The organism is Pseudoalteromonas sp. T1lg24 (assembly GCF_002964745.1).
In the GTDB taxonomy this organism is placed as follows: Bacteria; Pseudomonadota; Gammaproteobacteria; order Enterobacterales; family Alteromonadaceae; genus Pseudoalteromonas; species Pseudoalteromonas spongiae.
The window spans coordinates 1,130,315-1,151,557 of the sequence record NZ_PQCB01000033.1 but is presented as its reverse complement, the minus strand read 5'-3'; the positions used below and the strand labels follow the sequence as shown (position 1 = coordinate 1,151,557).

General features: G+C 40.7%; 21 protein-coding genes. 12 read left to right on the top strand and 9 right to left on the bottom strand.

All coding sequences use genetic code 11. The features are described from left to right. Positions 1-21: 21 nt before the first annotated feature. The 4 genes from C2M30_RS17410 to C2M30_RS17395 all read right to left on the bottom strand — a co-directional run bounded on the left by C2M30_RS17410 (position 22) and on the right by C2M30_RS17395 (position 2,395). A complete protein-coding gene (locus tag C2M30_RS17410; RefSeq protein ID WP_105172633.1) occupies positions 22-654 on the bottom strand; it encodes a LysE family translocator in 633 nt (210 codons plus the stop codon). Between the two features lie 119 nt (positions 655-773). Continuing rightward, positions 774-1,271: an AAA family ATPase gene (locus tag C2M30_RS17405; RefSeq protein ID WP_105172632.1), complete on the bottom strand. Its 498-nt coding sequence runs from the start codon at positions 1,269-1,271 to the stop codon at positions 774-776. A gap of 25 nt (positions 1,272-1,296) precedes the next feature. Beyond that, entirely contained in the window at positions 1,297-1,533 is a 237-nt protein-coding gene (locus C2M30_RS17400; RefSeq protein ID WP_010558790.1) for a helix-hairpin-helix domain-containing protein, read from the bottom strand. 58 nt (positions 1,534-1,591) lie between these two features. Further along, complete coding sequence (locus C2M30_RS17395; RefSeq protein WP_105172631.1) at positions 1,592-2,395, bottom strand: DUF2071 domain-containing protein; 804 nt, start codon at positions 2,393-2,395, stop codon at positions 1,592-1,594. A gap of 383 nt (positions 2,396-2,778) precedes the next feature. Here C2M30_RS17395 and C2M30_RS17390 point away from each other — a divergent pair, with 383 nt between their 5' ends. Next, positions 2,779-4,860: a TonB-dependent siderophore receptor gene (locus C2M30_RS17390; protein ID WP_158683535.1), complete on the top strand. Its 2,082-nt coding sequence runs from the start codon at positions 2,779-2,781 to the stop codon at positions 4,858-4,860. Here the strand turns inward: C2M30_RS17390 and C2M30_RS17385 are convergent. Then, a complete protein-coding gene (locus C2M30_RS17385; protein ID WP_105172629.1) occupies positions 4,832-5,824 on the bottom strand; it encodes a hypothetical protein in 993 nt (330 codons plus the stop codon). The genes C2M30_RS17390 and C2M30_RS17385 overlap by 29 nt on opposite strands. A 247-nt stretch (positions 5,825-6,071) precedes the next feature. Beyond that, on the bottom strand, positions 6,072-7,034 hold the full coding sequence (locus C2M30_RS17380) for an alpha/beta fold hydrolase (RefSeq protein WP_105172628.1): 963 nt from the start codon (positions 7,032-7,034) through the stop codon (positions 6,072-6,074). Between the two features lie 335 nt (positions 7,035-7,369). On the opposite strand from C2M30_RS17380, the gene yiaY reads away from it, so the two are divergent. The 3 genes from yiaY (at position 7,370) to C2M30_RS17360 (ending at position 10,040) form a co-directional block, all read left to right on the top strand. Then, positions 7,370-8,518, top strand: coding sequence for an L-threonine dehydrogenase (gene yiaY / locus C2M30_RS17370; RefSeq protein WP_105172626.1), 1,149 nt, complete (start codon positions 7,370-7,372; stop codon positions 8,516-8,518). A gap of 241 nt (positions 8,519-8,759) precedes the next feature. Then, positions 8,760-8,993: a phage tail tube assembly chaperone gene (locus tag C2M30_RS17365; protein ID WP_010558784.1), complete on the top strand. Its 234-nt coding sequence runs from the start codon at positions 8,760-8,762 to the stop codon at positions 8,991-8,993. Positions 8,994-9,143: 150 nt separating this feature from the next. Further along, complete coding sequence (locus C2M30_RS17360; RefSeq protein ID WP_105172625.1) at positions 9,144-10,040, top strand: hypothetical protein; 897 nt, start codon at positions 9,144-9,146, stop codon at positions 10,038-10,040. A 51-nt stretch (positions 10,041-10,091) separates the two neighbouring features. Here C2M30_RS17360 and C2M30_RS17355 read toward each other — a convergent pair whose 3' ends face one another. After that, the gene (locus C2M30_RS17355; RefSeq protein ID WP_199775904.1) at positions 10,092-12,059 is read right to left on the bottom strand and encodes an LTA synthase family protein; all 1,968 of its coding nucleotides are present in this window, start codon (positions 12,057-12,059) and stop codon (positions 10,092-10,094) included. 311 nt (positions 12,060-12,370) lie between these two features. Here C2M30_RS17355 and C2M30_RS17350 point away from each other — a divergent pair, with 311 nt between their 5' ends. The 5 genes from C2M30_RS17350 (at position 12,371) to C2M30_RS17330 (ending at position 17,475) form a co-directional block, all read left to right on the top strand. Beyond that, complete coding sequence (locus C2M30_RS17350; protein WP_105172624.1) at positions 12,371-13,111, top strand: transporter substrate-binding domain-containing protein; 741 nt, start codon at positions 12,371-12,373, stop codon at positions 13,109-13,111. 83 nt (positions 13,112-13,194) lie between these two features. After that, positions 13,195-13,944, top strand: a complete 750-nt coding sequence (locus C2M30_RS17345; protein ID WP_105172623.1) for a DUF805 domain-containing protein — start codon at positions 13,195-13,197, stop codon at positions 13,942-13,944. A gap of 82 nt (positions 13,945-14,026) precedes the next feature. Next, positions 14,027-15,049, top strand: a complete 1,023-nt coding sequence (locus C2M30_RS17340) for a winged helix-turn-helix domain-containing protein (RefSeq protein WP_105172622.1) — start codon at positions 14,027-14,029, stop codon at positions 15,047-15,049. A gap of 139 nt (positions 15,050-15,188) precedes the next feature. After that, positions 15,189-15,947: a DsbC family protein gene (locus C2M30_RS17335; protein ID WP_105172621.1), complete on the top strand. Its 759-nt coding sequence runs from the start codon at positions 15,189-15,191 to the stop codon at positions 15,945-15,947. A 418-nt stretch (positions 15,948-16,365) separates the two neighbouring features. Continuing rightward, on the top strand, positions 16,366-17,475 hold the full coding sequence (locus tag C2M30_RS17330; RefSeq protein WP_105172620.1) for an OmpA family protein: 1,110 nt from the start codon (positions 16,366-16,368) through the stop codon (positions 17,473-17,475). A gap of 63 nt (positions 17,476-17,538) precedes the next feature. On the opposite strand, the gene C2M30_RS17325 is transcribed toward C2M30_RS17330, so the two are convergent. After that, positions 17,539-18,474: a sodium-dependent bicarbonate transport family permease gene (locus C2M30_RS17325; protein WP_105172619.1), complete on the bottom strand. Its 936-nt coding sequence runs from the start codon at positions 18,472-18,474 to the stop codon at positions 17,539-17,541. A 3-nt stretch (positions 18,475-18,477) separates the two neighbouring features. Further along, positions 18,478-18,696, bottom strand: a complete 219-nt coding sequence (locus tag C2M30_RS21540) for a hypothetical protein (RefSeq protein WP_138631336.1) — start codon at positions 18,694-18,696, stop codon at positions 18,478-18,480. Between the two features lie 124 nt (positions 18,697-18,820). On the opposite strand from C2M30_RS21540, the gene C2M30_RS17320 reads away from it, so the two are divergent. The 3 genes from C2M30_RS17320 to C2M30_RS17310 all read left to right on the top strand — a co-directional run bounded on the left by C2M30_RS17320 (position 18,821) and on the right by C2M30_RS17310 (position 21,178). Further along, positions 18,821-19,753, top strand: a complete 933-nt coding sequence (locus C2M30_RS17320) for a LysR family transcriptional regulator (protein WP_105172618.1) — start codon at positions 18,821-18,823, stop codon at positions 19,751-19,753. A 290-nt stretch (positions 19,754-20,043) separates the two neighbouring features. Then, the gene (locus C2M30_RS17315) at positions 20,044-20,538 is read left to right on the top strand and encodes a hypothetical protein (RefSeq protein WP_105172617.1); all 495 of its coding nucleotides are present in this window, start codon (positions 20,044-20,046) and stop codon (positions 20,536-20,538) included. Positions 20,539-20,569: 31 nt separating this feature from the next. After that, positions 20,570-21,178 (top strand): superoxide dismutase, encoded by a 609-nt coding sequence (locus C2M30_RS17310; RefSeq protein ID WP_105172616.1) that lies wholly within the window; start codon positions 20,570-20,572, stop codon positions 21,176-21,178. Positions 21,179-21,243: the final 65 nt, after the last annotated feature.

Sequence of the window (21,243 nt, the reverse complement as noted above, 5' to 3'; positions counted from 1 at the left end):
ACGTAAAAGGTATTAAAACGATTACTTGGTGGCGTCACTGACCAGCACTTTACTGGCTAAGCCCACCAGTAGCACGCCGGAAATGCCATCTAAAACACGGGTAAAACGCGCTGAATTTGCTCTTTTAAACAGCCAACTGCCCAATAACGCGTAAAGTAAATTACATGCCGTTGCTAATAGACTGAAAACACCCCCCAATAACAGCAGCTGAAACGCAACATCAGCAGACGATGTGTCGATAAATTGCGGTAAGAACGAGAGAAAAAATAACGCTACTTTAGGATTTAAAACACTTACAATTATTCCTTGCAAAAATACATTGTCTGAAGCGCGTGATTTATCGTTTAGCACGACCTGACTTTCACCACGCCACATCGCGTAAAGTGACTTAATACCGAGGTAACATAAATACGCTGCTCCTAACACCTTAACTAGGGTAAATGCCAGTGCAGAGCTTAAAATTATCGCCGACAAACCAAGACATGCAGCTAAGGTATGTGCAAAATAGCCAACGCCTAGCCCCATTGCCGCTTTTAATCCCGTTGTCATTTTACCTTTCATTGTGTTTGATACGATGTAAATTACATCGGGTCCGGGAATTAAATTTATTGCCAGGCAAGCAATAACGAATATAAGTAATGCGTTTAAATCCATATATTTTCCTATTCGCGTTTCTTAAGCGGTGTTATGTCAGGTTAATCTATGCTCGGGGGCTTAAATTAACACTCTTTTTCTTCAAGCTTAACGTAAAACTATCTTTTAAATTTAGTATGTTATTGCGCATTTTTATTTAGGACTATGTTAAGCCCTTCATGCTCTTTCGGGGGCTCAAAATATTGTGTCACATGATGAAACATTGCTTCTGTATCAAAATGCGATCGCTCAGGTTCTGAAATACGACGCTTGGCGATTTGTGCAAGGCACGTTGCATTACTCACATCTAAGTAGATAACTTTATGTTGGCCATTAATTTCATCACTCAATGAACGCAACCAAGCGCGTTGCTTTACGGTATTCGCAGGAAAATCCATTACCACATGACTACCCGTTGCTAACATACGCTGCACATGCGTTTTCATAAACGGTTTTATCAGATTTGCATAATGAATATAGTCATCAAACGACTTAATTTGCTCAGGGAAGTGCGCACTTAACCATTCATCTTCAGAAATCAATACTCCGTGCGTTTGCTTCGCTATAAGCTTTGCTTGGGTTGACTTACCCGCTCCCATCTTGCCGCAAAAAAAGGTTAAGTTACCAAGATTATTCATAAAACGTCCTGTAAAAAGGGTACGATTAAAGCGTTAACTTTGCGCGTTCAATTGCTGCTGCAATGGCCATTTTAGCCTGCGGGCTATTCTTCCAACAGCTCGTTCTTAACATTGAGGCGACCATTTGGGCAATATCATCAACACTGTATTGGGTTAATTCTGCAAATGAGTGAATGCCTATTTCTTCAAAGCGCTTTATCACGGTTGGCCCAACCCCTTTAACGGCAAGTAATGCCGCCTTTTCTTGGCTTGAAAATGCCATTACGACTCCTTGTAAACATCAAAATAAATTATTAAAAAATATCAGCTCTAGAAGGTTATTAACCCGCGTTCAGTTCGTTAATCACCGTTGGCGGCAGGTAAATCGTAAATTCGTTGATAGGTTCGATTAAAACACTGTACGGCGACTGTTGCTCTTGGATATTTACCAAGTTTAAATCCGATAACAGCTTAAAGTTTGCAGATTTAAGCTGACCGGGTTTTACACGCAATTCGTCATGCCATACCCGATACGTGCCAAGCTTTCTATCACGACGATAATAAAAACCCGCGAGCGGATGGGTTAAATAAACCAGCGCTGATTCTGTATCGGGAAAGCCGGGGAAATTTAAACTATCGCTATCAGATTGGCTTAACTCGACCGATGCCGCAGCCCATTGGGAACGTGTTTCCATACGATATTGCTGGTACAAGCCTGTCGACTCATCAAAAATGCAATCAAACCGAATATTGCCCGCATGCCATGGCAAATTCCACAGATAACGCGGTACCGCTAAGGTCCATGAATCAAGCGTGGTGCCTAAAAACCACACACAACGCTCGCCCGTTTCACCATCGATAATATAGATACGGTAATTGGTTTGTCCCATAGTGAATTTGGGAAACGGAAACACTGCTGAGGTAAAGTCAACATCAACAAAGGGCACTACTGAGATGAGCGCCATCTGCTCGCCATTTAATTCAATGGTGTCGAGTAAAAAACGCTTCGGAAACAAGCCTGCAAATCGCTCTGCCGGCACCGCATACGTTATGATGGCAAAATGCTTTAAGCCACATAACACATCAATGCCTGTAGGTTTCGGTCGAGCGGTGAGATAATCCTTAAATTTACGTGAACTTTGCACGCTACCTCCTTGAAATTCTTACCTCGATTTATAACACGTTAATTACACCTGTGTCACTGCAATGTAAAAGCGGCTAAGAGTTTGACATAAAAGGCCTATATTTACGGTTCAAGTTTATAATCGCGAATACCAAGGGTCTGCCCACCTTTGCTGTTCTATTTTCGTTCTCTTTGAGCGTGCTTTTATCGCGGCGCTCGATATGTGGCCTAGCAATCTAACTGCTGCAAAAACGAACTTGAAAGGTCAACAGACCCTAAAAACTGATTTCAGATTGAGTTTTGCTTAAGCCTTTTGGCATTTATGCAACACTATATCAAAACACACTTGCACCTTTTATCGCCACACGATACCATGCCGCCACCTAAATCTAAATGATAACCATTATGAAATGGAATTTATTATTGTTTCCAGTCTTTGCATTGAGTGCATTGCTTAATACGCTCAATGCGTCAGAGTCCGATGACAAGAAAACAATAGAAGTAATTGAAATTACAGCAGATCGCCCTAACAGTTATAGTGCTAAGTACGTGCAAGCTGGCACCTTTTTTAACGCTAATGTACTTGATACCGCATTAACAACGAACATAATCACAAAAGAGTTATTGGACGCACAACTCGCCAGCTCTTTAGCAGACACCATTAGAAACACTGCAGGCGTCAGCGCCGCGCAAATCAACACCACCATTTACAGTAACCTTAACATCCGTGGTATTCGACTTGATCCCACCACCAATTATCGTCTTAATGGCATATTACCCATTGCCAATTACGTGCAAACGCCAATGGAGAACAAATATCGCGTTGAAGTACTTAAAGGAGCGGCTGGCTTGTATTACGGTTTCGGCTCTCCCGCCGGAATTGTAAATTTAGTAACTGAACGTGCATATCAAGACCAAATAGCGGGGAGTTTGTTTGCAAATCAACACGGTACCTATGGCGCATCACTCGATATTAGTAAGATGTTTGACGATGCCGGTGTGCGTGTAAACTTAGTTGCGGCAGACGAAGAAATCGGCATTGAAAGAACATCAGGCGAGCGCCAATTCGCTTCAGTTGGTTATCATTTTGATATTAATGACAAACTACGTTTTGAATTTGATGGTGAGTATATTGCCCGCGACATTACCGAGCCGACCCAATATTATTTACTTGCAAATCAAGATGGTTCTCTCTCGCTCCCTCCTTTACTCGATACAGATATCAATCACGGTGCTGAATGGTTTAAAGCAGAAACAACGGCGCATAACCTACTCGGAAAATTAAGCTACGCAATCACACCGAATTTACACATTAATATGTCACTTGGGCGTGCTTATGCAGACACAACGCGTCGTTATTCTGCCTTTTTTGGTTATGATATTGAAACAGGTAGTGACGGGTTAGTCAGTTTATCTACATTTCCTGATACTGAGTACGAAAACAACATTGCCGATGTAAAACTTACCAGCAGCTTTACGTTATTGGGCACTTATAATCAATGGGTTATGGGTGCAAGCCGTCGTGAAAGTGAGTCGATTATTGCTGATCGTGTGCGCCAAGGTAAGTGGGCGCAAAATTTGTATCATCCTGTCGATATAGCAAAGCTGCCAACCCCGCCCAGAAGTATCAAAAACACCATTGAAAAAACCGATATCGGTTACTTTTTAAATTTGAAAACTCACTTTAATGAGCAATGGCAAACCACCTTAGGTTATCGCTATGCTGATTATAAAAATACCAGCGACTTTGCTCAGTACGATGACACCGAAGACACACTTTCAGGCAGTGTGATATACAAACCTCAGCCAAACTTTGCGTTTTATACAAGTTACATTGAGGGGCTTGAAGAAGGCGGTATCGCCCAAGGTATTGCGAAAAATGCAGGGGAAGTATTACCCGCAGCATTAAGTGAACAATGGGAATACGGTGTCAAATTTGAAACATCAGAACAACTACTACTAACGCTCGCTTATTTTGATATTGACCGCGCATCTGCATTTATTCACCCTGAAACTGAATTTTTTGTGCAAGATGGCCGTGCAAACTATGCGGGCGTTGAATTAAGCGCCTCAGGCGGCATAACTGAGGGCTGGTCAGTTTACACCACCGCAAGTTATATTGATGCAGAGCAGCAAAAGTCTTCCAGCGCGCAACTAAACGGCAACGCGATTGAAAATACACCAAAGACCACAGCATCAATATTTACCACATACCAATTAAATAGTGTGCCGGGGTTAAGCCTATCATTAGGTGCCTATTACACGGGTAGCCGCTATGTTGATGCGCTTAATTCAGCAAGTGCCAACGCATACACACTATTTGATGCAGGGATAAACTACCAATTGAACCTTCGCAATCATGATGTTGCGATTAGTCTTTACGTTCAAAATATTGCAGACAAAGCTTATTGGGCGGCAACGGGGTCTAGACTACTGGCACAAGGTCACCCTAGAACAATCAAATTTGAGCTAAAAACAGCGTTTTAGTAACCAAAAATAAGCAAAATGGGGCGGCCATTTTGCTTATTTTATTACAGCTGTTAGCTAAAATGCACTCCGGTGATGTCATATTCGCCAATGTATCTCTCACCGTACATATCAGCAAAGAAAAACTCCATCCGACTTTGTGCCTGCCTTGATGGTTGAGTAGCTCGATTACATAAAAGGTTTTTTTGGGGCCTGAATAGGTTTTAAGATCGCTCGATTGCACTATTTTGAAATCGCTCGGATTACCTATCTTATCAAAATATTCATAAAGCACATTTAAGCCTCGCGAATAAATGTCTATTTCTCGTTGGCTTGCATTGGGAATGTGCTGCGCCATCAAAAATGCAGTATTTTGGCTATTAATCGCATCAATAAATTGGCTAATTAACTGCTGATGCTCAACAGGCGGTACAACTTTAACCTTTGTTGCTAACGCTTTTAACTTATCCGACGGCGGCATAATGCGATTTTGATACACCGTGAAATCACGTGAGTAAGCAACAAAATTCAAATAGCTTTCTAGGCTTTTTTGGTATTGGTTGTGAAATTGTTTAAAATCTTCCGCTAGGTTATTTTCCAAATCTAAGTAGAAATCATAACCAGCTTGCCCAGTTAAATGAAGAATATCTCTATGGTCAATGAGTAAGCCAAATAACAAGGCATTAAAATCAATCACATTGTCTTGTTGGTTAAATAAAACCAGATCACTTGACCAGGTTTTATTACCTTTTTTTATTTCAAGCACATAATCTTTAAAGGGTGCTTGGCTGCCAAATTCTAGGTGTATTTGGTTAGATTGAAACGGAATAGACTCAGATTTGAAAAATTTTTCGCGTAAATGTAACTGAAAACCTTCGCTTGCTTTAGCAAACTCAGCTGACTTTTGCACTAGGGTCGTCTGTGACGAATGCACCTTAGTAACAAACATAATAAGTACGGTAACAATCAGTAGCTTAATTTTCATTATCACTCCTTGATAACTTGCACATGCGCTTTGATAGTATAAAAATCAATCGGCAAAATAAAGCCTTAACCGTTAAATTTGCATCTATCATTAGCGCCTGTTGACCTCAAAGCGTTTTGATCTTTGTTGTTACTTTTTGACTTAGCCCGCTAAGCCTACAAAGCAACGCCGCGATCAAATAGCTTTGGACTTGAACAAAATTTAAACCACAAAGACCAACACGCATTAGTTCGTCACTAAGTGTCTGTTACACAGTTACTTTGTTTAAAAACGAAATGACAGCGTGATTGAACATATTTGGCTGCTCCCATTGCAATGCATGTCCAGCTTCTGCCACGACTAAGGTTTCACAACCCGGTAATTGCCTTGCTGCAGCGCGCATCAGGGCAGGCGGTTGATACAGATCTGCGCCGCCTGTTAACAAGAATATAGGTAAGTTAAGATCCCGTAGCTTTTGCCATGTAATCGTATTTTTATCTTTCTGACGATTTCTAAGACCGGGCTCTTTCGCCTGTTTCTCCATCGCTATCCACGCTTTTACGCCCTCAGCATGAGCAAAGCGATACGAGGGACCCAGCTCTTTAAATTCAGGCGGCAAATCGGCAAACCCTTTTGACAAAATAAAATCTGAACGGGTATCAAGATCCTTATCCCACATACCAAACAAACTGCATGCTATGGTGATACTTAACAACCTGTCTGCAAATGAAACGGCAAAATCAGTAACTGTAAAACCACCAGCTGCTAAGCCAACAATATGAAATTTACCAATGTTTAAATGGTTAATCAGCGCAAGTAAATCATCGGCATCGGTACTAGGCTGCTCGGCCGATTTAATTGGCGAGCCTTGATGGCCGCGCCTTGAATATGCGATGGTTCTAAACCCAGCTTGCGCAAATGCATCTTGTTGATACGGCCATGAATAAGCACTGCCCCGCCCTGGATGCACCAAAATAACCACAGGCCCGTTGCCACCGGTATCCCAATAGTAAATTCCTTGTTCATTTGACACCTGAAATACACCTTCTTTTGCAGGTGCATGCTTAGGTACAGGTAAAAACGGCGCTTCGTCAAAACTGTTCGATACTAGGCCGCTATTTTCTTTTGCATTTACTTTTGAGGTTAGCGCCAAAGATGCGCCAAGCGTGCCAACCGCAGCGCTTTTTATAAACTGGCGTCGTGACGTTCCTTGCTGAATATGCTCTGCCATTATTATGTGTTCCCTTTTTATTATTGTGTACTATTTAAACGCCACCGGATTTCAATAAACAAGCCAGATACGATAAAACAATGCGTAAACGAGATGGAATCGATAAATGTAATAAAACGTGTCATAACATACTGAAGTTTTGATTATTTTTTCTGTCACTTTTTATTTTTTCAGCCACTCTAAATAACTCAAATAAACGCCGATACAAGCGCATTAGATTAAAGTCTAAGTGTTCTAAGCGTGGTATTTGTTTTAAATCAAAAAGGCGAAAGGTTTCGCATGTGACAATCACCGTCGCAATAAAGTAACTCTCACTAAACAAAGGACAAATCATTATGACTACTGCATTTTATATTCCTACCGTTAACTTAATGGGTGCAGGTTGTTTAAAAGATGCCGCTGATAATATTCAAGCAAAAGGATTTAAAAAAGGGCTTATCGTAACCGATAAAATCCTGAACCAAATTGGTGTTGTTGAAAAAGTTCAGTCGCTGCTTAACGAGCGCGATGTCGCAACGGCGGTATTTGATGGTACCCAGCCAAACCCTACCGTTAGCAATGTAAACGATGGCCTAAGTATTTTAAAAGACAATGATTGCGACTTTGTAATTTCACTTGGCGGCGGTTCGCCACATGATTGCGCAAAAGGCATTGCGCTTGTTGCTGCAAATGGCGGCAAAATTGGCGACTATGAAGGGGTCGACCAATCAGCAAAACCAATGTTACCGCTTGTCGCAATTAATACAACAGCCGGTACAGCTTCAGAAATGACGCGTTTTTGTATTATTACCGATGAAGAGCGCCACATTAAAATGGCCATTGTTGATAAACACACCACGCCGTTAGTATCGGTTAACGATCCTGAGCTAATGCTGGCCAAACCTGCATCGCTTACTGCCGCAACCGGTATGGATGCGCTTACCCATGCAATTGAAGCGTATGTATCAATTGCTGCAACGCCAATCACTGATGCTGTTGCAATTAAAGCGATTGAACTAATTCAAACACATTTGCGCGAAGCGGTGAATAATGGCGAGAACATTGAAGCACGTGAACAAATGGCCTATGCGCAATTTATGGCAGGCATGGCGTTTAACAATGCATCACTTGGTTATGTACACGCGATGGCGCACCAGCTAGGCGGTTTTTACGATCTGCCGCACGGTGTATGTAACGCAATCTTATTACCACACGTGCAACGTTTTAACGCGAAAGCGGTTCCGGGTCGCTTACGTGATGTTGCAAAAGCAATGGGCGTTGATGTGAGCAATTTAAACGAACAACAAGGTGCAGATGCAGCAATTGACGCAATTGTTAGCTTAGCCAGTGATGTTGGTATTCCATCTGGTATTGAGCAATTAGGCGCAAAAGCTGACGATATTCCAACACTTACTGAAAATGCGCTAAAAGATGCCTGCGGATTTACTAACCCAATACAGGCTACATCTGAAGAAATTGCAGAGATATTCCGCGCTGCAATGTAGTGATAACGCAATAACTCCTTAAAAAATAAAAAGGTTAGCATTTGCAGCTAACCTTTTTTTCTTGCCTTAATAATAATGTGGCTTGGCTATCTAATCTAGCGCGTGTTGCTCTTTACGTTCTACATAAATGCAAAATAAATTTTACCTTTACGACAATTATTTATCGTTTTACTTAAAACAAAAATAGCCCTAATTTGTCGGTGTTAAAAATATCAATCCAGTTAATTGAAAAAGGGTAAATATGAAGATTTTTTTAATGGTATTGGCATTAGCAAGCACTGTAGTTTGGGCAAGCGAAGAACAAGCGAGCGTAGAAACAGTGAAAGATTCTTATGAATTTTGCCTAGATATGGCTGAAGAAGAAGAGAATAAAGACAGCGCCGTGCTATTTTGCGTAAACGATGAATTAAAATCTCTTGGTTACAAAGGGTTTGATTCATTACAAGCAATCAAAAGCTTTATTAAAGCAGATTAAGCGTTAAACGCTAACACACATGATACAGACGAATAAAGGCCAGCATTTGCTGGCCTTTTTGTTTTTTAAGCTTTTGTTTCGTCTAAAAATATTGCAACCTTTTAAAAACAATTTGCGACTTAGTTAAAAACAACAGCTAAACAAACAACTATGAACAAATTTTTACTCGCACTTTGTACACTCGCTATTACCTTTTCAACAAACGCTAGCGCCGTACCAGCCAGCATTTTTGATATTTCGATAAGTGAATCATTTGATTCATCTCTAACTAAATTACAAGAAAATTGCCAAACAAACGTGCGCGTTTTGTCTAACTTACCAGTGCGCTTTCCACTCGCCAAACACACAGAGCAACATTTAGTATGTGACACTGTAAAACACGGCGGAAAGGCTGCTATTGTAGTTGCCGACGGTAAGGTTGCGCACATTAACACAAATAATATCAGTGAAAGTGCCGTTACCGGCTTAAGCGACAAATATGCTGAGTACTTAGCGTATCAAGCACACAGCAATCATTTACTGTGGTTAAATACAGACACCAACAGTGCTACCTTAATCGGGCAGGATGCGCTTCACCCAAATTTATTTGTTTGGTCTAACCCACATATCAACAATAACCAGCAAAGTGAGGTTACGTTAAATACCTTACTTAAATTTGGTGCGTCAATTGATGCGCTTATGCCCATATTTGAAAAGCACTGCCAACCGCTAGTGATTCAAGACACTAAACCCTGGTTGTTAACCAAGCCAAATGCGCAAAAACAAGTTAACTGTTTTAATTTTTCGGCATTTGGTTTTCCGCGCAAAATTGAAGCCGTATTCGGTGATAACCACCTAGAACTCGCTTGGATTTTAACCGCAAGCGCTGAACAAACACGTGTGGCGCAATCACTTAGCAACACCTACGGCAAAGCAATATTTGAAAATGCTCAGTGGCAGGCATATCAAAATGGTGAAATTTATTTACGCAAAGACAAGCCAGAGGTCTTAGCGATATCAAAAAGGCTTATTCCTCTTATCAAAGAAAAATACGCAATTACGTTTTAAAACAAAACACCGCATGTGATTCGTGTGCCAATTAGCTTACCTTGACGCTAACTAATTGGCATGCCAGCCATTTTGATATGCTAAACTGCCCCAAAGCGCATGTGCCAACGCCACTTTCGCCTCATTATGATCGAGTGGTTTTTCACTCATATAATTATCTGCGCTATTAAAATCGAACATTTTCGGTTTTTTCCCTGGCTGCAAAATGGTGATACCTTTGTCGCTGTAGTAGGCAAAATTATCCGCATACTGCATTAATGCCCTGCCAGTTGTGGCACTTTGTGTTAAATCGCGCCCAATCATAGGCGATTGATTAGTTACCCCCATTAATGACAGCAAGGTTGGCGCTAAATCAATTTGGCTAGCAATGGCTTTATAGCTCTGATTATCAAACTCACTGTTTAAAATAATCGCTGGAATATGAAAATTGTTTACCGGCACTAGAGCCTGACCTAACGCGCGAGCATCGTGGTCAGCAACAATCAAAAACAGCGTATTTTGCCAATACGACTGTGTTTTTGCTGTATTAATAAACTCACCTAAGGCCAAGTCTGCATATTGAATTGCTTTATGTCTTGCGCGCTCTTTATCATCATACTGAGCAAGCTGAGATGGTGTGTAATCAAACGGTTTTATCGCCCCGTTCGGAATTTCAAATGGATCATGATTGCTTGAAGTGAAAATCAGGCTAAAAAACGGTTTTTCTTGTAACGCCAGCTTATTAAGTTCTGTATTCGCTTGTGTGAATACATCTTGGTCACTTGCACCCCAAGAGCCGACAAAATTTGGCTTATCAATATCATCAAAATCCACAATTGTTTGAAAGCCATTGCCGAGAAAAAAGCTTTTCATATTGTCAAAGTGGCTTTCACCGCCATAAATAAACTGCGTGTTGTAACCTTCAGATTGCAACAAGCTTGCAAGAGTAAAAAAACCTTTCTGTGACTTGTCTAACTTAACCACCGCCCTTGCAGGCGTCGGCGTAAAGCCAGTAACAACAGCCTCAATGCCACGTACAGAGCGCGTGCCCGTTGCATAAAGCTTGTCAAACCCCCATCCCAGTTGATACAAACTGTCGATATTAGGTGTCAGTGGCAAGCCGTTTAAACGTTTAACATACTGGGCGCCGAGGCTTTCTTCTAAAATGATCACCAAATTCTTTTTCGCACCTAGGTAGCTAGGTTGCTGTATTTTAAACAATGGATTATTCGGTAAAGTAAAAGCCGATGTTGGTAAGCCTGTTTCTTGGCGAACAATGTTTATAACCTCGCGCTCAGGCATCGCGCCATATAGTTTGCTCGCATTTTTTTCATTTAGCAGCGCTTTAACTGCATGGAACACACTATAGGTGGAATTAAGCGTTAGCGAATTCACTAGTGCATCATTTGAAAAAAACACATACGCGGGATTGATAGGTCGGTGTCCCAACGTGCCACGTGCAAACAGTATAAGTGCAGCAAGTAACAGTAAAATAGCGACGAGTTTAACCTTTGCTGTAGCGTGAGTTTGCCCAGTAGTTTTAAACACAAAATAATTGGCTAGCGGCAGAACAATTAACTTAATTGCAGCGACCAATAAAATAAGTGTTACAAAAACAGCGGCAGAATGCCCGCTCATCAACATTGAAAACACTTCTTTTGGATACACCAAATATTCCACAAACAAACGATTTGGTCGCAAGCCATACTCTTCTATGAACATGGGTGTTGCCATTTCTAAAAACACCAAGATTGTTAGAATTAGCACTAAGTAGCTTTTAAGACATGCTAGCCATATTGGTTTTAGAGCTTTAATACTTAATGCAAGCGGTGAGATAAGTGCAGGGATAAGCAGTAAATAACCCAACGTACTTAAATCAATGCGTAATCCACCAATTAATAAATTTAACAACGCATTGGGGTTTGAAAAGTGTTGATACTGCCAAAGGCTAAAGCCCAAACGAAAAGTGCTAAGTACACCAAGCACACACAAAGTTAATACCAAATACGGCATTAGATGTTTTTTAAGATCTGTCAGCATTATTAATCTCAGCTGTGACTACCTAGAGCGTTCTATTTGTTAGACCTTAAACGGCAATACTTAAGAAAAGCTTAAGAAACGGTTTGCTGCAGCTTATTGCTTAAATAACCTTGTTAACGTAAGGCAAAGGCAATTAGCTGTGTGAAAGCTGAACAATATCGCTATTAAATGCAATTTCTTTGATGTAGCGCTAATTCTTAAACGCAAACGCGGTTAATTTTTAGCGCGCATTAAACTATAATTTGTGTCGCTAATTACCTTTTACTCGCGTTCTCTTTGCGCTGCACTTTTTGACTACCGGCTTTTAAATAATGACTACGTTTCTTTCCCGCTTTGCTATGGTTTTTTTGCTAACGGTTTTTACCTACAACGCGACTGCACAAACGGGGAGTAATATTAAATGTGGTATGGCGACAGGCTATCCGCCTTTTCAATTTATCGAGAATAACCAACCCACTGGCTTTGATTACGATGTGCTGACGCGTGTGTTACAGCAAGTTAATCAAGAACTGTATTTAGTTGCAGATACATGGGATGAGGTAGTAAACCACTTACGTTTTGCCGAGCTTGATTGCGTCACTGGAATGGAAATCAATCCGCTGCGAGAGAAGTACTTTGATTTCACCATACCCTATTATTTTCGCTACACCACAGTGTTTGTAAAAGAAGACAGTAAAGACATTGAAATTGTACGTGACCTCTACGGAAAAAAAATTAGCGGCGACAAACACTCGCTCACCGAAACCATATGGCAAGAAAAGCACATAAAAGATAACTTTCGTTTAATCCAAACCGAGTCAAAAGAGCAAGCTATGTTAATGCTTGCCAACGGTGAAACTACCGCTGCTATTATGCCGCGTTCAGTGGGGCTGTACCTCGCTAAACAGTACGGTGTTAAAGTTAAAATTGTGCAATCAAATTATCGCGGTACCCCCGTTGCCATTGCGGTCAGAAAAGGCAACAAAGTACTGCTCGACAAACTGAATTCAGCGCTCCAAACACTGCTTTCGTCAGGCCAGTTAGACACCTTGCAATCTAATTACCAAGACTAATTTAACAATTGATTTAATTGACAAAATTTATTTAAAGCGTAGCCTAACGCCACATTTTATTTAAAATCACTACAAGGACTGTAATGAACTGCTCTCATGCGCTTTATTGTGTAGAAGACTTCCTTCAAATTGCTTACTTACTTTCAAATCCTATCTTTGCTAGTGGCATCGTCATTCTTGCTTTTATGCTACGCAATATTCCAGGTCGCCCTTGGCTAATTAGTTTTGCTGCGCTGTCGTTATTTTCGAGCGTGTTTTATGCTGCTATTCAGATTGCGCAATATACATTATGGGGCGATTTGCTTTATTTATACAAACTTTATAACAACACGATGAGCGTACTAAATTTATTAAAATTTAATATTCTACTGCCCTGTTTTTTACTTAATTTATGGACTCTGAAAAATCTAAACATACCAATTCATACCTTGTTCTTTTCGTGGCGAGGACGTGCTACTCGAAGCATGTTTTGGGGTATATCGCTGCTTTACATAGTATTATGCTTAGGGTTATTTAACGTATTAAATAATTTCTTTAAATCCAACTCTAGCCTGCCCGTTTACGCTGAAGCGATTTTTTTCTTAGTATTTTTTTTCACCCTGTGTGTGATTTCCTGGATGACCTTAATGATCCACATAAAGCGTTGGCACGATTGTAATCAGTCGGGTTGGATGATGTTTTTGAGTCTGATCCCTGTGATTGGTCCTATCGGTTGTATATTATTCCTAGGTTTCGCCAAAGGAACCGATTTAGAAAATAAATATGGCCACCCAGTTTCAGTAGGTGCAGGCGTTACCAATAACCCCGTACCTAACGAAATAAATAACGGGTAAAAATAAAGCAGCGGTTGCCTTAGCCTTGTTTTATCTTTATAACACTAAAGAAAAAACAAACAGATGCTGTTAAGGACAATTTATGGCTATTTATCAATTTCTCGATTTCACGTTTTGCGCAACAACATTTGCCTTAACGCAATCAGGTAAAGAAAAGCCGATTCGCCCTAAAACTGCACAAGCACTGCTGTTTTTTTTAACACAGCCAGAGCAATTAATATCAAAACACGCATTGTTTAAGGCGCTGTGGCAAAGTGAAAACGTGCAAGACTATCGCCTTTTCCAAGTGATCAGTGAATTGCGTAAACTGGCACCAGAACAACAGCTTATTCGCACTCAACCTAATCAAGGTTATATTTGGCAAGCCACGGTAACACAGGTAACGTCGGTTCAAAGAACACAGCTACCTTGGCGCGCCATTGCTGCCGGCCTAACCTTAATGATATCAACAATTACCAGTGCTATGTGGGTATCACATAGCGATACACCGCTTACAACAAATTTATTGCCGGCAATGAGCAGCTACTCAAATGCGCTAATCGCTTTTCAAAAAAGTGATTTGGAGGTTGCCGAAAAGTGGCTTAACTTTAGTTTGCAAGAAAACCCCCACTCCATCGAGGCGCAACTACTACTCGCTGAAGTGAAATTACACAAAAAAGAGCTCACTCAAGCAAATCAGCTTGCGTTTAAGATTATTAATCAAACGCCAACTTCAGATTATTATCGTACGCAAGCACTCGACCTATTAAGCCGTATATCATTAGAAAACAGTGAAATAAATGATGCACTCAACTATGCAATTGAAAGTAAAGCGCTACTTAATTCAAGTTTAGCCGTGTGCAGCAGTGAAGTAGTTAATCAGCGTATTGCGACGATTATCACCAACAAACCAGCAACTGCAAGCACGACTCAGCATAACCCAGTTAACAGAGAATCTCTGATTGCAACAATAGTGACAAATAACAAGCAGCAAGCCAACACAGAGCAAAGTGCTGAACACTTGGCGCTTTGCCACCAACTAAATCAACCAACCAGTTTTAATTTCACAAATAGCACCTTGCATAGTGATATTTTTAGCTTACGACAACGCACTATGCGCACTTAAAACTGCCTTAGCATTAAAAATATAAAGCTTTAATATTAAACAAATTATAGCTATTTATAGATGATTATAGATAGTTTTAAATGCGTCTAACACGGTGACCTTGTAAGTTGGCCTAATCCAATTTTAATAGGCTAATTATATGCAATCAGTTAATCAAATTATCGCGTTATTGTTCACACTTTCACTCTTTTTTTGCGCTGCGTTTGTGCACTCACAAACAGTGCAACCACTTGAAAATAATCACTCGACTCTTGCAGCGGTAAAACAAAAGTTGTTTGATTTACTCGGTGAAAATACACAGTTTTCCGTCGAGCCCTATAACAATGAGCTCCGCTTAGTCACAACACAAAACCATACGTTTTTCGCAAGCCCCGATGGTAAATATTTATATTTAGGACAAGTTATCGACACCGAAAGCAAAATAGATCTAACTGAATTAGTAAAGCAGCAGCAACGTGTAACACTTATCAAAACCTTGCCTAGAGAGGCACTACTAAGCTATCAAGCAAGTAACGAACAGCATGTCATCACGATTTTTACCGATATCGATTGCCCATTTTGCCGCAAATTGCATGGAAAAATTGAGGAACTCAATCGCCAAGGCGTTACGATTGACTATGTAATGATCCCACGAGGCAAAGTCGGCAGCAGCGCATTTGAAAAAACCGCCGCCGCTCTGTGTGCACGCAATCCACAAGAAGCCATGAACCAAGCAATGCAAGTTGGCCACTACCAAGGTAATGTTACAAACGTCTGTGAGAATAGCTTAGTTACACAGCAACAGCTGGCACAGCGATTTGGCTTTAGTGCAACGCCTACTATCTTGCTACAAAATGGTGAAGCCATTTCGGGGTTAATCAAAACCGATGAGTTGCTACAGCGATTAGCAGATATTTAGCTCTTTTGCTTTGTTATGTTGCTGTACCACATTATAAATTGAGGGTCTATTGAACCCTCACTCCCCATTGCAGTTCGGTTTATAAACACATTGTGTGTAATACCATCATCTAATCATAAAACCACAACATAGTGCCGTTTTTTGCTTTCAAACCCAGCTTGTACCGATTTACAATATGCCTTGTGCACCACTGAGCAATGTAAAACTTACAAATTGCGACTTTTTTACCGAGTAACTCTTTACACAGTTATTATTAAAAAACTAAGAAGCCTTATTAATCCATTGAAATATAAATGAAAAATAATAGGCATAAAATTTGTAAGCCAGTTCGTAAAAAGCAGAACGAACATATTTACTTCGCCACTGCAACAATCTACTAAACTAAATGACGTTTATATGAGAAAACGGAGATCATTAAATGAAAAAACACACTATTGCGCTATCTATTTTGGCAGCTGTAACAAGCATGCCATCACTTGCTGAAGATAAGGAAATCTGGCTTGGTGGCTTTGCCGAATATTACTATGCAGACAAAGATAAATTCCAAGCAATGCCAAAAGACCGCATTGATTGGGGTTGGGGCTTAGAGCTTGGCGAACGTTTCACTCCTTCATGGGGTGGTCGTTTTGAATATGCACGCATCGACTTAGAAGCATATCCAGGTCAAGAAAGTATTGACGGTCATCGCTACGGTTTAGATGCGATGTTCTTCCCATTCCAAGGCAATTCATACGTATTTGCAGGTTTAAAACACGAATCACTTGATACAGGTTATAACCTAGGTAATTTAGGTGTAGGTATGCATTGGCCAGTAGCCGACAAATGGAAAGTGATCACAGAAGTAGCGGCTTACCATGACTTTGGCGAAAACCACAAAGATTACAGCGGTAAACTTGGACTGCTTTATCAGTTTGGCGGTAACAGTGCGCCTGCAACCGAAGCACCTAAAGCAGCACCGGTAATTGACAGCGACAACGACGGTGTTATTGACGCAAACGATCAATGCCCGAACACAAAACAGGGTGTACGTGTCGACAGCACTGGCTGCGCTATTGTGCTTGATAGTGATAACGACGGTGTTAACGACAACGAAGACAGATGTCCAAATACACCAACGACAGATAAAACAGACGCACAAGGGTGTACACTGTTTAAAGACATGCAAGACAGCATTAAATTAGCGGTACAGTTTGATAACAACTCAAGTGAAGTACTTGATCCAAACAGCACTGACTTACGTCGTTTTGCTGATTTTATGAAAAAATACCCAGAGCAAAATGTGCAAATTGAAGGCCACAGCTCAGCGCCAGGTAACGCGGTTTATAACCTAAAACTGTCAGAAAAGCGTGCCAAAGCAATTAAACAAGTGTTAATTGACACATACGGCATTGATGCGTCACGTATTAGCGCTGTAGGTTACGGTGAAACGCGTTTATTAAACGACGCAAACACAGCTGAAGCACACAGTGAAAACCGTCGCATTGAAGCGAAATTGATGATTGAAAAACGTGTAAAAGTAACGCGTTAATTCTAGTAAAAACTAAAAAACGGCGAACTTAGGTTCGCCGTTTTTATTTAATGACTATCACGATTATTTTGCCGCAAGATATTCTGCAAACGTGATAAAAAATGGCACACCAATCAGTACGTTAAATGGAAAGGTAATACCTAAAGATGCGGTAATCGACATACCAGCATTAGCTTCTGGCAGGCTTTGTTTCATTGCAGCAGGCACCGCAATGTAAGACGCACTTGCGCCTAGCACCGCCATTAACGCAATACCACCGCTACTTAGGCCAAGCATTAACCCAAGCCCTGTGCCCGCAAGGCCACCAATCATGGGCATCAGTACAGCAAAGCTAATTAAGAACACACTGTTCTTTTTAACCGTTACAAGCTGTTTGCCTGCGATTAGCCCCATTTTGAATAAAAACAGCGCAAGAATGCCCGAAAAAAGCTCAATAAAGAAAGGCGATAATTTAGCAACACTTTCACCACCCAAATAACCAATAATTAAGCTCCCGAGCATCAGTAGAATGCTTTGGTTCGCCACAAGCTCTTTTTTAACAAATTCACCATTGATGATTTTCAAGCTGCCTTTAGCTAACACTAAGCCTACAACGATCGCTGGCATTTCTAATAGGACAACAAACAGCGGGAAGTATGCCTCATACGAAACATTGTTCGCCTCAAGAATAGCAATTGCAACAGCATACGTGGCCACACTCACCGAGCCATAATGTGCGGCAATTGCCCCAGCATTAATTTTATCGAGCTGTCCGAAGTAGCGTAAAAGAGGGTATGCGATTAACGGTAAAACAAGGCCAAAAGCAACGACGGCCAGTGACATTGTAAGTAATGCGGGATCGATGTATTTTTGCAGTGCAAGGCCCCCTTTTAAGCCAATCGCAATCATCAAAAACATGCTTAGCGACTTATACAGCCCGTCAGGAAATCCTATTTTGGCACCTAATAATTGACTAACGATACCCAAAATAAAAAAAGCGACAACGGCATCAATAATCATGGTTTATTTTTCTCCCACGCGTTGCATATAGTGCTCTGCGGCAGGTCGAGACAAGCCTAGCTTGTTGCGTGCGACTAACTGTGAATAAAGTGAAAAGCTAAACAATAACGCTGCAACAATAACAAATGCCAACTGAGGCTGACCAATTTGACTGCTCAGCGCATAGAACGCCAGCAGCATTGCACAGGTAACAAGAGACAATATAAAACTTCGGTTCTTCATTTTACTTTCCCATCCATTAAATTAAGCGACAGAAAAAAGTTTACACACCGTTTTGATTAGATAAAAATAGATATTAACTATCTTTGGATTAGATTTTTATCTAATTTAATATTTTGGAATGAGTATGGCATCACGATTACACGCGCACATTGGCACCTTTCGTCAACTTGAAATTTTATTAGCCGTATTTGAAGGTGGCAGCATTAAAGCTGCAGCAGAATCATTATTTTTGACACAGCCTACGGTCTCCATGCAACTTAAAAAGTTAAGTGAAGCCATTGGCTTACCGCTTTATCAACAAGTAGGACGGCAACTTAAATTCACCGATGCGGGATTGGCAACCGTGGCAACAAGTCGGCAAATAATGCAGCAATGCGAGGCGCTTGATATGCATTTATCTAACTTGCGAGGACTTAAGTCGGGTACGCTTCGTATCGCCTGTGCCACAACAGCAAAATACTTTATTCCTCACTTATTAGGCCCGTTTTGTAAGCGTTATCCAGGAATTGACATTCAATTTACCGTTGCTAACAGGCAACAAGTCATTGAGCGATTTGAACAAGGGGTAGATGACTTTTATGTATTTAGTTACGTGCCGCAAGAGCTTGATCTTGAAGTTATTGAGTTTATGTCGAACGACCTTGTGGCAATAGCCAATGCGGAGCACCCATTTGCAAAACGTAAGCAAGTTTCATTAGCAGAGTTTTCAGCGGAAAGTTTTATTATTCGTGAAGAAGGCTCAGGTACACGCTACGTCACCGAACAATTTTTCAAAGCAAACAATATAAAACCTAATGTTCGCATGACGATTGCCAGTAACGAAGCTATTATTCACTCAGTGCTCTCAGGCATGGGCGTAGCCATTTTATCAGCTCATACATTGGCATTTGGCGACAGCTATAATGTAAAAGTGATTAACGTATCGTCCTTACCTATTCAATCCAAGTGGTCTTTCTCTTGGGCCAAATCGCAGCAGCTTTCGCCCATTGCCAAGGTATTTTTAGATTACGTGGAAACCGAAGGTAAAGCGATGATGACAAAAGCCATTCGCTTGTAGCCAAATGCAAAGCAAACATTACAATACAATTTTTAAAGCACGCTGCTCCATAATTACCAGCGCAAATACACATAAGCAACTACCAATATGGAGCAAGTGTTAACGTTACGTGAGACATTGTGCAAACCACCAAATCTCACGCTACTATGCGTTCAAAACACATGAAAGTCCGACAAATAACGCCTTCTACTGCCAATTTAGCAATTACATCCCCTAGCTAAAATCAAATTACTGCTTGAAATAACTTAAATATTAATGATAATAGTTTTTATTTGAATTAACTGTTTGAGATGCCCGATACTAAAACCTGTATTCATAACGAAATGCAAATTTGGCAACAGCATGTATCAAAAGGTAACCATGCTTTCGATAGCTGCCAATTTTCTTACGCTAACCTCTTTTATGCCGATTGTTTAAGTGCGTTAGAGCAAATAGAGGCAGAAATCGAATCTGATTCACCTCCACCAGAAGCCTGGATTGTGGATCAATATATTCCCGCTGTAGTGGTGTCGTATTTAAACTTAGTAGATTCCAATATCGCACAACAAAACATAAACAACGCCTGCGATCTGTTAGTTGAAGGCTACAAAAGCGTATGCAAATGCGCCGCACATATTTTTACATCAACCCAATCTTCGCATCAGCTCCTCGTATTAAAGCATCTCTCGAAACTAAAACACCATTGCTTCGTTTTACTAAAACAATATGGCGATGATGCAAATATCGCCAGCAAGTTAAATACCATCATGAACACAATCAGTGCTCAAAACAACACGATTCACTAGCGAATAACGCTAAATTATAAAGGAAATAAATATGGCATTTATACTACCGAACCTCGACTATGCATATGACGCATTAGAGCCGCACATTGACGCAAAAACAATGGAAATACATCACACTTTGCATCACCAAACTTATGTGAATAAAGCTAACGAAGCGCTAGCAGGTTCTGAGTTTGAGCAAAAAACTGATGAATGGCTGCTAGCTAATATTGCTGCTTTACCACACTCATTACAGGGGGCCGTAAGAGATCATGTGGGTGGTCATCATAACCACAGCTTGTTTTGGCAAGTAATATCACCCACTGGTGGTGAGCTTCATAAGGGGACGCTCGAAAATGCGATTACCGCAACATTTGGCTCATTTGATGCGTTTCATGATCTGTTTGTTAAAGCTGCATTAACTCGCTTTGGTAGTGGCTGGGCATGGCTAGTTGTAAACGCAAATGGCGAACTAGCAGTAACGAGCTCTGCAAACCAAGATAGCCCGCTAATGAATAACGAAACGCCAATTTTAGGTTTAGACGTGTGGGAGCACGCCTATTACTTAAAATACCAAAACCGCCGTCCAGAATACATTAGTGCATTTTTCAATGTAATAAACTGGCAAGAAGTAGAGCGCCGCTATTTAGCTTTAATCTAACCTCGATAAAAAGGCTTACCAAATGGTAAGCCATTTACCATAATCAATAAGAAAACTAAGAGGTT